Source organism: uncultured Draconibacterium sp., assembly GCF_913063105.1.
Taxonomy (GTDB): domain Bacteria; phylum Bacteroidota; class Bacteroidia; order Bacteroidales; family Prolixibacteraceae; genus Draconibacterium.
Genome location: NZ_CAJXYQ010000017.1, coordinates 39060 through 54013, shown reverse-complemented (window position 1 = coordinate 54013; position 14954 = coordinate 39060). Strand labels below are relative to the sequence as shown.

General features: G+C 43.4%; 10 protein-coding genes. 2 read left to right on the top strand and 8 right to left on the bottom strand.

All coding sequences use genetic code 11. The features are described from left to right. Positions 1–237 precede the first annotated feature (237 nt). A complete protein-coding gene (locus tag QZ574_RS15315; protein ID WP_297091083.1) occupies positions 238–1992 on the top strand; it encodes an alpha-L-fucosidase in 1755 nt (584 codons plus the stop codon). Positions 1993–2150: 158 nt separating this feature from the next. Next, on the top strand, positions 2151–3167 hold the full coding sequence (locus tag QZ574_RS15310; protein WP_297091081.1) for a hypothetical protein: 1017 nt from the start codon (positions 2151–2153) through the stop codon (positions 3165–3167). Positions 3168–3237: 70 nt separating this feature from the next. On the opposite strand, the gene QZ574_RS15305 is transcribed toward QZ574_RS15310, so the two are convergent. From QZ574_RS15305 to rpsO, 8 genes are all read right to left on the bottom strand, one after another. Then, positions 3238–4656 carry a sulfatase gene (locus QZ574_RS15305; protein WP_297091079.1) on the bottom strand — a complete coding sequence of 473 codons (1419 nt, stop codon included), beginning with the start codon at positions 4654–4656 and terminating at the stop codon, positions 3238–3240. 73 nt (positions 4657–4729) lie between these two features. Then, positions 4730–6100: a dipeptidase gene (locus QZ574_RS15300; RefSeq protein WP_297091077.1), complete on the bottom strand. Its 1371-nt coding sequence runs from the start codon at positions 6098–6100 to the stop codon at positions 4730–4732. A 142-nt stretch (positions 6101–6242) separates the two neighbouring features. Next, the gene (locus QZ574_RS15295; protein WP_297091076.1) at positions 6243–7994 is read right to left on the bottom strand and encodes a hypothetical protein; all 1752 of its coding nucleotides are present in this window, start codon (positions 7992–7994) and stop codon (positions 6243–6245) included. Between the two features lie 94 nt (positions 7995–8088). Continuing rightward, positions 8089–8718, bottom strand: coding sequence for a deoxynucleoside kinase (locus tag QZ574_RS15290; protein WP_297091074.1), 630 nt, complete (start codon positions 8716–8718; stop codon positions 8089–8091). A 91-nt stretch (positions 8719–8809) separates the two neighbouring features. After that, entirely contained in the window at positions 8810–10939 is a 2130-nt protein-coding gene (locus tag QZ574_RS15285; protein WP_297091072.1) for a prolyl oligopeptidase family serine peptidase, read from the bottom strand. A 111-nt stretch (positions 10940–11050) separates the two neighbouring features. Next, positions 11051–11533 (bottom strand): SoxR reducing system RseC family protein, encoded by a 483-nt coding sequence (locus QZ574_RS15280; RefSeq protein ID WP_297091070.1) that lies wholly within the window; start codon positions 11531–11533, stop codon positions 11051–11053. Positions 11534–11962: 429 nt separating this feature from the next. Beyond that, a complete protein-coding gene (locus QZ574_RS15275; RefSeq protein WP_297091068.1) occupies positions 11963–14302 on the bottom strand; it encodes a polyribonucleotide nucleotidyltransferase in 2340 nt (779 codons plus the stop codon). A gap of 260 nt (positions 14303–14562) precedes the next feature. Next, positions 14563–14832: a 30S ribosomal protein S15 gene (gene rpsO, locus QZ574_RS15270; protein ID WP_297091067.1), complete on the bottom strand. Its 270-nt coding sequence runs from the start codon at positions 14830–14832 to the stop codon at positions 14563–14565. Between the last annotated feature and the right edge of the window lie 122 nt (positions 14833–14954).

Below are 14954 nucleotides of genomic sequence, written 5' to 3'. Positions count from 1 at the left end.
GCTAATTAACTAAATTTCTGTTCAACTTAAAAATACCTGACGGGCATTAACAAGCTATTAAGACAGACGGGCTTTTTGAGGGGATAAATAATTACGTTTTGCAGATGAGTGAAGCTAACTTGTATTGTAAAGCCATACCTACATTGAAATAATTTGAACAAAGCGGTCCGAATGGTCTGTTTTTGTAATAATTATTTCGAACTTTATACCAGTAGATAAAACGATAAACTTATGATCATGAATCGATTATTCGTAATTTTCTTAGCCGCCTTGCTGTTTGTTTCGTGCCAACCAAAACCAGCGCAACAACCTGAAAAAAGTGCTGAACAATTGGCACAAGATGAGAAAATGGAATGGTGGCGCGAAGCCCGTTTCGGAATGTTTATCCACTGGGGATTGTATGCCGATCCGGCTGGCGAGTGGAAAGGCGAACGCGTGAACGGGATTAGCGAATGGATAATGGCCCGTGCCGAAATTCCGGTAAAGGAATATGAAAAACTGGCCAAAAACTTTAATCCTGAAAAATACGATGCCGAGGCCTGGGTGAAACTGGCTAAATATGCCGGGATGAAATACATTGTTATTACCTCGAAACATCACGATGGTTTTGCGATGTTTCATTCAAAAGCCAGTAAGTACAATATTGTAGATGCTACACCTTTTAATCGTGACCCACTGAAAGAGCTGGCTGAAGAATGTAAAAAGCAGGGAATTCGGCTTGGGTTTTATTATTCGCAGGCGCAAGACTGGCACGAGCCGGGCGGAACCTACTGGAACATTGAACAGGGAAAACCGCATTGGGACCCGGATTTGAAACGCGAACCGCTGATGAATTATATTAACGGAAAAGCTGTTCCGCAGGTAAAAGAAATTCTGGAAAACTATGGAGGACTTGATATTTTGTGGTGGGATACACCACGTGGAATGACCGAAGAAGCAGCCAAAGCATTGCAAGCAGTTACCAACGATTATCCAAACCTGATTACCAATAACCGTTTGTATCGTCCGTGGCCCGGCGATTTTCAAACACCCGAGCAGCATGTGCCGCCAACCGGGCTCGATTACGACTGGGAGGTGTGTATGACTATGAACACCAGCTGGGGCTACAAGTGGTACGACGAAAACTGGAAATCGACCGAAGAGCTGATTAAAATGTTGGTAGATATTGCCAGCAAGGGCGGAAACCTTTTGTTGAATGTTGGACCAACTGCCACAGGTGAATTCCCGAAAGCCAGCATCGAGCGGTTAAAGGAAATGGGGCACTGGATGCAACAAAACGGTGAATCGATTTATGGAACAAGTGCCAGCCCGTTTTTTAAATTGCCCTGGGGGCGTTGCACCACAAAAAAAGAAAAAGGTATTACCAAATTGTATCTGCATGTGTTCGACTGGCCCAAAGATGGCCTGTTAAAAGTACCCGGACTGGAAGGCAAAGTGCGCGATATTTATTTACTAGCTAACCCAAAACAACATTTTGCCTGGAAATTTGAAGAAGGCGACTTGCATGTGCATGCACCCTCGGTAATTTTTGATGAAATAAACACGGTTATTGTGGTGAAAATCAGAGGCGATATTAATGTGGTAAGCAATAAACCCCGATTAAAAGAAGGCAGCATATTATTGCCGGCCGATTTTGCCGACATTTACAATCCTGGGTACGGCGAGCATGCCGTTTTAAAAGGTAGCGGATCAGAATCGGTAATTGCCAATTGGGTGGATAAACGTGCGCGGCTGGAGTGGATATTTGATGCTGAACCGGGAAAATACCGCATGGAAGCCCTGATGTGGAGCGCCGAAAAAGCTGAATTAGCCGTTAAGCTGGGTGAGCAGAAAGTGGATATTGAAATTGACTCTACAGGAGAAGATTATGAACTGGTTAATTTGGGCCAAATCGAAATTGGGGAAAGTGGCGAAAAATCAATTTCATTGCAGTCAGCAGGTAATACGGCGGGCAATAAACAGTTAATGTATTTGGAGTTGATAAAATTGTAGTTTAAGATTAAAGAAGCCAAATGTACAGCGACGCCAATGCCATTGCTTAAAGATTTGCTCCATTTTCAGCCAACATAAAAAGCTTTAAACCATTGTTTTTCTCCGGCCAAGGTTCTAACTTGTAGAACCATTAAATAAATTCTTAAATCCCAAAAACAATGGAAATTAAATTATTAAACTGGAACATGGAGTGGATGAACGATTTATTCACAGCTGAGCATGTTTATAAAGCAGATGATGTTAAACCTTTTCACACAAAATCGTCAACAGTAAAACAACGCAGAAACGACCTTTCCGGAGTGATTAACGAAATACAGCCGGATGTGGTGTCCGTTATTGAAGGCCCCTCGGACGTAGAGGAGTTGCAACTGTTTTTTGATACCGATGTGGAAGGCGAATGGAAAGCTTTTTTGCAAAAAACAAAAGGCAGCTCGCAAAATAACGGAGGAGCCGTTCGTATTGATACCGGCAAATTTGCGGCTGAACCCTTTACCTTTTTCGAGGGGAATGCCATCGAATCGTTTCTGCCTTTTGAGTTTGATACTGAAGACGACGGTATTGTGGAGAAATACAAATTTGAACGTATTCCAAGTTATGTACAACTAAACCTGGCCAATGGGAAACAGTTCAGGATGCTGGGTTTGCATTTGAAAAGCAAAGGTATTTTTCAGGCTTTGGAGTGGGGCGCCTGGTGGGACAAATCGGTGGCCAACCGGAAAAAACTCATCGCTCAGGCTGTACACCTCCGCGATGCTTTTATAACACCATATTTTAAGTCGGCAGATACCAAAAATATTCCTTTGGTGGTATGTGGCGATATTAACGACGGACCGGGTTTTGATGCGGCAGAACGTAAATTGCTGGGCAGTGCTATCGAAAAACTGATGGGAACTATTTGGAGGCCACAGTTTGCCCTGGGGAATGCCTTGTTTGATGTGCTAAAAGAAAAAGATCAGGACGAACTGGATTTTTCGTCAATGTTTACAACAACGTTTAAAGACCCGCTTTTTGGCACCTATCGCAAGGTGTGGATCGACCATGTTTTGTATTCGCGCCAAATTGAAAACTGGGTGAAAGATGCACAGGTACACACGGATATGGAAAACGGAAAAATATGGAGTAAGTATAAACATGCTTCCGATCATCATCCGGTATCGGTTATCATCGAGATATAAAGTCAAAAGCCTCAAATAAAAAAGCCTTCATCTCTGAGAAGATGGAGGCTTTTTTTGAACTCCCCGTTAATTAGTCCCTTGGATCGTAATCGGGATTGCGAACAGGAAACCTTGCATTTGAGGCGTGTAGTTTTGCATCAAGTAAACTTTTTAATGTTTGCGTTTTTTCCGGGAATTCAGCTGCTAAATTGGTTGTTTCACCCGGATCTTCGGCAAGGTTAAACAGCTCTGTTCTTTCATCTTCGTAATGTACCACCAGTTTCCAGTTGCCTTTGCGCAAAGCCGAACCGGGTTTCCATGCACTCCCGTGGTAGTGGGGGTAGTGCCAAAATAATTCATCGCGTTCAAAAGTACTGTTTGCTGTAAGTAACGGTACCAGATTTTGGCCATCATTAGCTTCATGTGTTACTTCTGCAAGATTTAAAATAGTTGTAAAATAGTCCATGCTGATTACCGGCTTATCTTCTTTCCTGCCGGGAGAAGCCAGTTCCGGGCCGGCAATAATTAGCGGCACGCGTATGCCGCCCTCGTAACACCAGCCTTTACCTGCCCTAAGCGGGCCATTGTTGGTAGGCGCATTTTTTCGTGTCAGGGTAGAAAGCCCGCCATTATCGCTGGTAAAAATTACCCAGGTATTGTCTGATAATTCCTGTTCTTCCAGTGTTTTTAAAAGGCGCCCAACATTCACGTCCATGGCAGCTACCATCGAGGCATAAGCCGCATTTTCCTGTACCAGCTTTGTCCAGCCATCGCCTTCTTTCTTATAGGGAATTTCATCCGATTGGAGCTGCTCTCGTTGCGCGTTGTATTTTTTAATGTAGCTATTGGCTGCCTGGATAGGTGTATGAACCGTATAAAACGAAAGGTACAGGAAAAAAGGTTTCCGTTTGTTCTTTTTAATAAAATTAATGCCCTCGGTGGTTAATCGTTCAGGAAGGTACTCCCCCTCAGGGCCGTCTTTTAGTTTGGGATTTTTGTAAGGCGAATAATAACCTCCCGGCGGACTTCCTTTGTGGTGTCCGCCAATATTGATGTCGAAGCCCTGGTCTTCCGGGAAAAATCCGTCATCGCCTAAATGCCATTTCCCCACAAAACAGGTATGGTATCCTTTTTCTTTTAGCTTTTCGGCAATGGTTAGTTCCTCCAGGGCCAGTTCTGTTCCGTCCTGCGGGCCGCGTAAAGGCTTCATCTTTGGGTCGAGCCCCGGAATCCAGTCGGTAATATTTACGCGGTTGGGATGCTTGCCGGTAAGTATGGCAGCCCGTGTTGGACTGCAAACCGGGTTGGCCGAGTAGGCATTGGTAAAGCGTACCCCATTTTTGGCAAGCTGGTTGATGTTTGGTGTGTGGTAAAAACTTTCAGGGTAATTGCATTGCACATCGGCCCAGCCAAGGTCGTCAACCAAAATAAAAACAAAGTTGGGTTGGTCTGTTTTTGAACACGAGAACAGGAGCAGGGCCGCAAAAAAAACAAGAATTAGTTTTTGCATGGTTTTTTGTTTGGGAATAAAGGAATAAAAAAGCGGGCGCTGCATCAAACAGCACCCGCTTAAGTTATTTTGCTTATTTCATTAGTTCCACGTAATGCTTATAAAACAACGGAATGGTTTCAATTCCTTTGTAAAACTGTGCCAATGGGTAATTTTCGTTGGGCGAGTGAATGGCATCAGACTCCAGTCCAAAGCCCATTAATACCGACTTAATTCCAAGCACTTTCTCGAAAGTAGAGATGATAGGAATACTACCTCCTGAGCGAACCGGCACCGGGCGTTTGCCAAAGGTGTCGGTGTAAGCTTTTTCGGCTGCTTTGTAGGCCGGAATATCAATGGGGCAAACATAGGCAGGGCCTCCGTGCAAATAGGTAACCTCAACTTTTACCGATTTTGGTGCAATGCTTTCAAAATGTTCTTTAAAAAGTACAGCTATTTTTTCGTGTTCCTGATCGGGAACCAAACGCGATGATATTTTTGCAAAAGCCTTTGATGGCAACACGGTTTTGGCTCCTTCGCCGGTGTAACCGCCCCAAATGCCACATACATCAAACGATGGGCGAATACCGGTGTGTTCGCCTGGCGTAAAGCCTTTTTCACCTTTTAGTTCGTCAACGGCAATGGCTTTTTTGTAGGCTTCCACATCAAAAGGGGCTTCGGCCAGCAGGGCACGTTCTTCGGCAGAAACTTCCTGCACCGTATCGTAAAATCCGGGAATGGTAATTTTGCCATCTGCATCCACCATTTGGTCAATCATGGAGCAAAGGGTGTTAATTGGGTTGGCAACAGCCCCGCCAAACAAGCCCGAGTGCAGGTCGCGGTTGGGGCCGGTAACTTCTACCTGCCAGTAGGCCAAACCACGCAAACCGGTGGTTATCGACGGAATGTCGGCAGCAATCATTGATGTGTCAGACACGAGAATAATGTCCGCTTTCAGCATCTCTTTGTTTTGTTCGCACCACTGTCCGAGGTTTGGCGATCCGATTTCCTCTTCACCTTCAATCATAAATTTTACGTTGCAGGGCAGGGTATTGGTTTTAACCATCAGTTCGAAAGCTTTAGCATGCATCATTCCCTGGCCTTTATCGTCGTCGGCACCACGTGCCCATATTTTTCCATCGCGGATTTCCGGCTCAAAGGGTGGCGAGTCCCATAACTCAATGGGATCAACCGGCATAACATCCATGTGTCCGTACACCAAAACGGTTGGCAGGGCACGATCGATAATTTTTTCAGCATAGGTAACTGGGTTTCCGGCAGTTTCAAAAATTTCGGCTTTGTCGGCACCTGCTTCCAGTAAGGTCTTTTTCCAGTACTCGGCTGCTTTAAGCATGTCTGGTTTGTGGTCAGCTATCGAACTAATCGACGGAATGCGGATTAATCCAAACAATTCTTCCAGAAACCGGTCTTTGTTTTCTTCAATGTATTTATTAATGTATTCCATAACTTTTTAATGAATTTCACATTTATAACAAAACCTGAAAAATAAGGTTTTCAATGGGATTAAAAAAGAGGTTTTATCATGAACTGGCACAAAAAAAGGGCGGTCAAACGACCGCCCTTTTGGTAAGTTTATCACAACTTAATTAGTCAACAATAGCTTTAAATTTAGCATTGTCGAAATATTTTGCGAATTCCATATCTGTTTTGGCCACTTCTTTCAATTTCGCGTTCATCTCAACAGCAGCTTTCAGGCTGTCGAACAATAAACCTTCTTTTGCAGTACGTGCACCAACAATAGCTTTGAAATATTCTGTCATGTAACAACCTTCAATCGTACAGGCGTCGAAATCTTTTACGGCACCGTTGTTGTTTCCGGCCAGTAATTTTGCTAAACCAGAGTTTACATCAGCAAAACGGTTGAAATACTGAACAGCTTTGTCGTACTCTGCTTTTTTAACACTTACAATTCCCATGTTGTAGTTTACAGCATCGCCGGCACCTGCAGCAGCTCCGAAAAGAGCTTCAGCTCCTGCAACATCGCCCGAAGTTAAAGTAGTTGCACCAACATTGTTTTTAACGATAGGCTCGTTGTTAGCCAGTTTCTCTGCTTTTTCAAACAATGGCTTGGCATCGGCATATTTGTATTGCTGAACCATTACGTAACCGGCATTGTTAGGCCCTCTCCAGTCGTTTGGATAGGCTTTCATAAATGCGTTGTAAACTGAAAGCTGTTCGTTAAGATCTTCGAACAAAGTAGCAGCGTAGAGTAATTCTGCAGGGTTTAATGAAGCCGGATCGGCTTTGGCAGCTGCTTTCAATTCTTCGTCGGTTTTACCAATCAGGTCAACGCTGGTAGTCATTTTGGCACGGCGTAATTCTGGTAAAATTTCATCGGCAACTTCGGTAAAGGTTACACTTAAGTTACGGATTTCACGCTCGCGAACCTCAGGGTCGTTGTACATCGAAAGTACACGAAGAATCAATTCTTTGTCTTTGATGTTTGATTGCTCCATCAAAGCTTTAAAACCGTCCCAGTCTTCAGGAGTGTATTTTGTTTTCAACTGCACATCAACACCGGCTTCTTTTAATTTTTTTGCCAAAAATGCTGAAGAAGTTTCTTTACGTTTTGCAGCAAGATCAGTGTTTAAATCGATTGTTCCGTCAGGAGAAGCATAAGCAGATACTTCAACATCTTTCAGGTCGATACGTTCTTCTTCGTTGGCTTTTTTAGTGTAAGCTTCCAAAGCGCTAACTTCATCTTTTGAAGTTTCTTCGCGGCGAAGGTTCGAACGATTGATCAGGTATTTAATGTCGGCTGTCATTTCATCAGGAACAATACGTTGGAAAGCGTCGATGTTTGGATCGTATTTTCCGCTGTTGTTGGCTTCACGCTGCACACCCAAAATAGCTTTAGGGATCATAATCACTTTCTCGCTGGTAGCGATAACACCATCGGCAACTTTAATGGGTTCAAAATCTACCGACTTTGCACCTTGTGTAGCTGTGATGTTTACATACAATTCTGATTTTGCCATTGCTTTGTCGTAAGCCACTGCATCTTTGTAGTTTACGCTTCCGCCGTTGTAGCTAATAACTTTGTTGTTGGCTTCAACGCTTTCGCCCTGAACGGATACCGGTTGGTATTTTGTTTCACCGCTTTCGTATTTAAGAACAGGCGTAGCGGTAAGCGTTACTTTTTTGTTGAAGTATTTGGCAGGGAAACGGGTGTCGATCGCTAAGTCTACCTCACTGGCGTGCGCTTCAAGCACCTGTGGAGTAACTTTAAAATTAATTTGATCGGCATTTTTTTTCATTTTGTTTAGGCCGGAACATCCTGACAGTAAAACTGCAACACCTAAAAAAAGCGCAAAAGGTTTAAAGTTGATTCTTCTCATAACAGACATTATTTATACTTTATTAAAAATTTACAATCGAGCAGACAAAAATAAAAAGCTTTTCATTATATAAAAGCTGTCTGCCAAGTTTTTATCACAATATCAAACGGTTTATCCCTAATTTATAATCACTATTAAAAATAGCTGATTTTAATTGTTGATAATGGTCAGGATTTTTCACAAAATCGATGCCATTAATGTCGATAATCAGTATGGGGAAAGAGGAAATTTGTTTAAAAAAGTTAAAGTAGCCGTTTCGTATTTTTTCGAGGTATTCAGGATTCATATTTTGCTCGTAATCGCGGCCGCGCATTTTTATGTTTTTCATTAGCCGGTTAACATCCGAGTGCAGGTAAACATATAAATCGGGTTTGGGCATCGATTCAAAAATGATGTTGAAAATTTGCCGGAACAGGTGGTATTCGTCTTTTTTTAGGGTGTTTTCGGCAAAAATAGCGGTTTTGGCAAAATAGTAGTCGGCTACCATAAACGCGTGGAAGAGGTCGAGGTTAAGCACTTCTTTTTTTATTTGGGTGTAACGGTCGGCCAGAAACGATAGTTCGAGGGGAAAAGAATAGCGTTCCTGATCTTTGTAAAATTTGGGTAGAAAAGGGTTGTCGGCAAACTGCTCTAACACCAGTTTTGCGTTAAAATCGTCGGCAATCATTTTTGAAAGCGTTGTTTTGCCGGCTCCAATATTTCCTTCAATAACCAGAAACTGCATACTTTTTTATATAAAAATTCCCGGTAACGCTGTTTGCTACCGGGAATTCAAAAGTAGTATTTTTTATGCCAAATGCTTAGCGAAAACGCGCTTAATTTTCATTAAGCGATTGGATGCCCATGTTCCAAAGTGTAAAGCCAAACAAATCGGCGTATTGCTCAATGGTTTTGCTTACCGGAGTGCCGGCACCGTGGCCTGCATCGGTTTCAATACGGATAAGCACAGGATTATTTCCAGCCTGTTTGTCTTGCAATTCGGCAGCAAATTTAAAACTGTGTGCCGGCACCACACGATCGTCGTGGTCGCCGGTAGTTACCATGGTTGCGGGGTAAGCCACACCTGGTTTTACGTTGTGCACTGGCGAGTAGCCTTTCAGGTAGTCAAACATTTCGCGGTTGTCTTCTGCCGTGCCGTAATCGTAGGCCCAGCCTGCACCGGCTGTAAAGGTGTGGTAACGCAACATATCGAGCACTCCCACTGCCGGAAGCGCCACTTTCATCAACTCGGGGCGTTGGGTCATTACTGCACCAACCAGCAGACCTCCGTTTGATCCGCCACGTATGGCCAGGTAATCGCTTGAGGTGTAATTTTCGGCAATCAGGAATTCGGCTGCGGCAATAAAGTCGTCGAAAACATTTTGCTTTTGCAGTTTGGTACCGGCAATGTGCCACTTTTTACCGTACTCGCCGCCACCACGCAGGTTGGCCACAGCATACACGCCGCCCTGCTCGAGCCACACCGCATTGGTAACCGCAAAGGTGGGTGTTAAACTGATATTAAAACCTCCGTAACCGTAAAGTATTGTGGGGTTTTGGCCATTTAGTTCCATGCCTTTTTTGTAGGTAATTATCATCGGTACTTTTGTGCCGTCTTTCGAGGTGTAAAATACCTGTTTGCTTTCAAAATCTGCCGGGTTAAAATCGATATCCGGTTTGCGGTATAATTCCGATTCGCCGGTTTCAAAATTGTACTGGTAAATACTTCCGGGAGTGGTATAGTTGGTAAACGTGTAGTAAATTTCGGTATCTTTCTTTTTGGCGCCAAAGCCCGAAACGGTTCCAACTCCGGGCAATTCTACTTCGCGAATGAGGTTGCCATCATAGTCGTACTGAAACACTTTTGAAACGGCATCAATCATATACTCGGCAAAAAAGTAACCACAACCGGTTGACGGGCTGAGCACATTTTCTGTTTCAGGAATAAAATCCACCCAATTTTCAGGGGTAGGCTGATTTACATCGGTGGTTACAATTTTTTGGTTGGGTGCATTTAAGTTGGTGAGCAGGTACAGTTTGGTGCCAACGTTATCAATTACCTGAGTGTCGCTGCTACCGTCGGCCAAAATGGTAAAAAGTTTACTGTTGGGCTGTTCCAGGTCTTTTATAAACAGCTTGTTTCCCGAGGTTGAAACACTGGCCGTAATAACCAGGTAGCGGTTATCGTCGGTTACGTATCCCATTACGTAACGGTGTTTTTCTGCGGGAGTGCCACCAAATATTAACTGGTCGTCTTTTTGGCTGGTTCCCAGTTGGTGGTAATACAGTTTGTGCTGATCGGTTTTTGCCGAAAGTTCGCTGCCTTCGGGTTTGTCGTAGCTCGAATAGAAAAAGCCATCGTTGCCTTTCCACGAAATACCACTGAATTTTACATCAACCAGGGTATCGCCCATTTGTGTTTTGCTGTCGGTATCCATAACAATCACCTTGCGCCAGTCGCTGCCCCCTTCCGATATGGCATAAGCAGCAATTTTTCCGTTGTCGGAAAAGCTAAGGGTGCTCAGCGAGGTTGTTCCGTCTTCGGCAAAGGTATTCGGATCGAGAAAAACTTCGGCGCTTGTCGGGTCTTCACCGGTTTTAAAACGGTAAACCACGTATTGGTTTTGTAGCCCGTTGTTTTTATAAAAATAGGTCCAGTCGCCCTCTTTAAAAGGTGCTCCAATTTTTTCATAATTCCACAATGCCGAAAGTCTTTCTTTGAGCTCTTCGCGGTATGGTACCTGGCTCAGGTAGCCAAAAGTTACTTTGTTTTGTGCTTTAACCCATTCGGCAGTTTCTTCCGAGTGGTCGTCTTCCAGCCAACGGTAAGGGTCGGCCACTTCAACACCAAAATAGCTGTCGCTTACAGCTCCTTTTTTAGTTACCGGATATTCCAATTTTGTTTGTTTTTGGGTACAGGCAAACAAAACCATTGTTGCCAGTACAAGTAATACAGTGTTCTTCATAATGCAGTTGTTTTTTGCTAAATAACAAATTCCTGAGCAGAATTTTTTTGATATCAGTCATACATAAATCGGAAAGGTAACAGTCCTGCACGGATTTTTGTTGAGAAAAAACTACATCAGCCTTTTTTCTTTCCTGATTTTTTTGTCTTTTAAGTGGCCCCAAACATAGGTGGGCAGCAGGCCAAGGGCAAAACCAACCAGGAAAAGCTCGAGTTTAATTTTGGCATTTAACTGCATTAGTCCGTAACCCAGTAGCGATCCGCCAACAATGCCAAAAAACGAGATGAGGTAGGTGAAATAGTAGGGGGCATAAAAGCCATGTTCTTTTTGCATGTGTTTCGAGAGGCGGGTAATCAGCCGGTCGTAGTCGCGGCGCTGTTTGCCAAGGTGGTTTACGGCCTTGTCGATGGTGTTTACAGTTTCTGTAACATCAATTTGGGCTTTTTTACATACCGGGCATGAATTTGAAAAATCATCGATACGCGCGATGTTGCGTTTAAACTCGTCGATACGGAAAAAGCGAAGGTCTTTCTCGCGTGCATCTCTTAATTGTTCGTCTATTTTACCGTGAAGTTCTTCTGACCAGTTACCCATATTTACAATATTTGTGGCGAAGTTAATGAAAGGAATCGGAAGTTCAGTGTTTCGAGTTACGAGCTAATAGTTTCGAGTTAGTTTAGCAACGGCACGAAGTAGAAGAGTTAAATAGAATGGTGATGCATTTTATCCCTGATAATTGAAGGCATAAGATAATGACCATCTTATGTCAGCGAATAAGTCTCTGCCGGAAGATAAGTATGATCTGCAATAAGATGAATATAACGGATAATAAGAGAAGGATTCTCTCTTATATGATATCGTTGATCTTATATAAGATGGAGGCTATTGTCTGTCAGCGAATTATTCGCTGATGGGAGAGAAGGATTATCAGACAGCAGAGAAAGGTTGTCTGCTACCAGATTTTATTATAAAAAACGCCCCACCTTGCGGCGGAGCGTTCTTGAAAATATTTCAATCAAAATTTTATTCTTCTGATTTTGGTGCGTCGTTATTTTCGTCACGTCGTGGACGGAAATCGCGATTATCACCACCTCTTCGGTCGTCTCTTCTGCGATCATCACGACGGCGATCACCACCTCTGAAGTCTCTGCGGTCTCCTCCACGGCGATCACCACCTCTGCGGTCATCACGACGGCCACGATTTTCTCTTGGTGGGCGCTCCACATAACCTTCAGGTTTTGGAAGCAATACTTTGCGCGAAAGTTTCAGTTTGCCGGTTTTTTCGTCAACACCAATCAGTTTTACTTCAACAATTTCGCCTTCTTTTGCAAAGTCTTCTGCGTTTTCAACGCGCTCCCAGGCCATTTCCGATACGTGCAACAGTCCTTCTTTTCCAGGAATAATTTCGATAAAAGCTCCGAAAGAAACTACCGATTTTACTTTACCCTGGTATACTTCGCCTACTTCAGGAAGTGCGGTGATTGCCTTAATTTTAGCTTTTGCCGCTTCAATTGGCTCCAGTCCGGCTCCTGAAATCTGAACAACACCCGCATCATCAATTTCTTCAATAACAATAACGGTTTCTGTTTCTTCCTGAATCGCCTGAATTACTTTTCCTCCGGGTCCGATTACTGCACCAATCATATCTTTCGGGATACTTAAGGTTTCAATACGCGGAACGTTTGGTTTATAGTCTTCGCGTGGCTCAGGAATCACTTTCATCATTTCGCCTAAAATATGCAAACGGCCTTCTTTTGCCTGTTGCAATGCTTCTGCAAGCACTTCGTATGGCAGTCCGTCAACTTTAATATCCATTTGGGTAGCGGTAATACCATCGGCAGTACCGGTTACTTTAAAGTCCATATCGCCCAGGTGGTCTTCATCGCCTAAAATATCAGAAAGTACGGCGTATTTTGAAGCACCTTTATCGGTAATTAAGCCCATTGCAATACCCGATACCGGTTTTTTAATTTTTAACCCGGTGTCCATCATTCCCATTGTTCCGGCGCAAACGGTTGCCATCGACGACGAACCATTTGATTCCAGAATATCAGAAACAATACGAATAACATAAGGAGTATCTTTCGGAATCATGCGTTTTAGTGCGCGGAAAGCCAGGTTTCCGTGACCGATTTCGCGACGGCTTGTTCCGCGAGGGGTTTTTGGATCGCCCACACAGAATGGAGGGAAGTTATAGTGTAACAGGAATTTTTCTTTTCCCTGAACCGTTACCTGGTCAACAATTTTTTCGTCCATCTTGGTACCCAGGGTAACCGAAGTTAATGACTGGGTTTCGCCACGGGTAAAAATTGAAGATCCGTGTGCTCCGGGCAGGTAATCAACCTCTCCCCAAATTGGGCGGATTTCGTTGGTAGCACGGCCGTCTAAACGAATTGATTCGTCGAGAATCATACGGCGCATGGCTTCTTTTTCAACGTCGTGGTAGTACCTTTTAATTAAACCAATGTGCTGGTCTAAGTCAATTTCTTCGTTTCCGGCATTTTCTTCCGTATATTTTTCAATAAACTCGTCGCGAATCACCATAAACGAATCCATACGCTCGGCTTTGTTTGTTAATTGCTTTTTAGCAACTTCATAACAAGCGTCGTAGGTTTCAGCTTTTACTTTTTCGCGCAGCTCTTCGTTGTTGTTTTCGTGGCAGTATTCACGTTTAACCACACCCAATTCTGCAGCCAGTTCTTCCTGAACTTTACAGTGCTTTTTAATTTCTTCGTGGGCAACTTTAATAGCAGCGAGCATATCTTCTTCCGATACCTCATCCATTTCGCCTTCCACCATCATAATGTTGTCGAACGAGGCGCCAACCATAATGTCAAGGTCGGCTTCAGCCAACTGCGAGTAAGTTGGGTTGATCACAAATTCGTCATTCACACGTGCTACACGCACTTCTGAAATTGGTGTTTCAAACGGAATGTCGGAAACAGAAATGGCTGCTGATGCTGCCAGTCCGGCCAAACAATCCGGCATTTCATCTTTTCCTGCTGAGATAAGAGAGATCATCACGGCTGTTTCGGCGTGGTAATCATCCGGGAAAAGCGGACGGAGGGCACGGTCAACAAGGCGTGCAACCAAAATTTCATCGTCGCTCGGACGGGCTTCTCTTTTCAGGAAACCACCCGGAAAGCGTCCTGCAGCGGCGAATTTTTCGCGGTAATCAACCGATACCGGCATAAAATCTACATCTTCTTTTGCTTCTTTTGCTGAAACTACTGTAGCCAGCAACATGGTGTCACCCATTCGGACCACTACCGAACCATCGGCTTGTTTTGCCAGTTTGCCGGTTTCAATGGTAATCGTTCTGCCATCGGCAAGTTCGATTGTTTTAACTGTAGCGTTTACCATAATTTTAAAATGTTGTTTTTTATGGCCTGTTGCTTCTGTAAAATGGAGTCTGTTTAACTCTCCCTCATTCCCTCTCTACCTGTAGAGAGGGACGATTTAATCGTAGATAAAATCAGGGTGAGACTTCATGATTAACATGTTTAGACTTTCCAATCTGCATTTTTTCAAAAAACAGGCCTTTGTTAATTACAATGGGTGGTGAGGTTTTGCAATTTACAAAAAAAGAAAGGCAATACCAATGCATTGCCTTTCAATATAATTTACTTACGTAAGTTCAATTCTTTCAATATCGCACGGTAGCGTTCGATATCTTTTCTTTTTAAGTAATCGAGTAAGCTACGACGCTTACCAACTAATTTAATCAATGCACGACGAGTGCTGTGGTCTTTTTTGTTTTGTTTCAGGTGTTCAGTCAAATGGTTAATTCTGAATGTGAACAATGCAATCTGACCTTCTGCACTACCTGTGTCTTGAGCTGATTTGCCATGTTGTGCAAATAACTCTTGTTTTTTTTCTCCTGATAAATACATTTTTAAAGAACTTTTTTGTTTTACAATATTTACGCCGCAACATCGCTTTCAATAGAAACGGCTTAAAATTATCGGCGCAAAAGTAGCTAAAAGATTTTGATTGACAAAGTGTTGCTTGTTTT

What these genes read in the sequence shown, in the direction of transcription:
- QZ574_RS15315 (WP_297091083.1), top strand. Translation starts at nt 238, where the DNA reads ATGAATCGATTATTCGTAATTTTCTTAGCCGCCTTGCTGTTTGTTTCG.
- QZ574_RS15310 (WP_297091081.1), top strand. Translation starts at nt 2,151, where the DNA reads ATGGAAATTAAATTATTAAACTGGAACATGGAGTGGATGAACGATTTA.
- QZ574_RS15305 (WP_297091079.1), bottom strand. Translation starts at nt 4,656, where the DNA reads ATGCAAAAACTAATTCTTGTTTTTTTTGCGGCCCTGCTCCTGTTCTCG.
- QZ574_RS15300 (WP_297091077.1), bottom strand. Translation starts at nt 6,100, where the DNA reads ATGGAATACATTAATAAATACATTGAAGAAAACAAAGACCGGTTTCTG.
- QZ574_RS15295 (WP_297091076.1), bottom strand. Translation starts at nt 7,994, where the DNA reads ATGAGAAGAATCAACTTTAAACCTTTTGCGCTTTTTTTAGGTGTTGCA.
- QZ574_RS15290 (WP_297091074.1), bottom strand. Translation starts at nt 8,718, where the DNA reads ATGCAGTTTCTGGTTATTGAAGGAAATATTGGAGCCGGCAAAACAACG.
- QZ574_RS15285 (WP_297091072.1), bottom strand. Translation starts at nt 10,939, where the DNA reads ATGAAGAACACTGTATTACTTGTACTGGCAACAATGGTTTTGTTTGCC.
- QZ574_RS15280 (WP_297091070.1), bottom strand. Translation starts at nt 11,533, where the DNA reads ATGGGTAACTGGTCAGAAGAACTTCACGGTAAAATAGACGAACAATTA.
- QZ574_RS15275 (WP_297091068.1), bottom strand. Translation starts at nt 14,302, where the DNA reads ATGGTAAACGCTACAGTTAAAACAATCGAACTTGCCGATGGCAGAACG.
- rpsO (WP_297091067.1), bottom strand. Translation starts at nt 14,832, where the DNA reads ATGTATTTATCAGGAGAAAAAAAACAAGAGTTATTTGCACAACATGGC.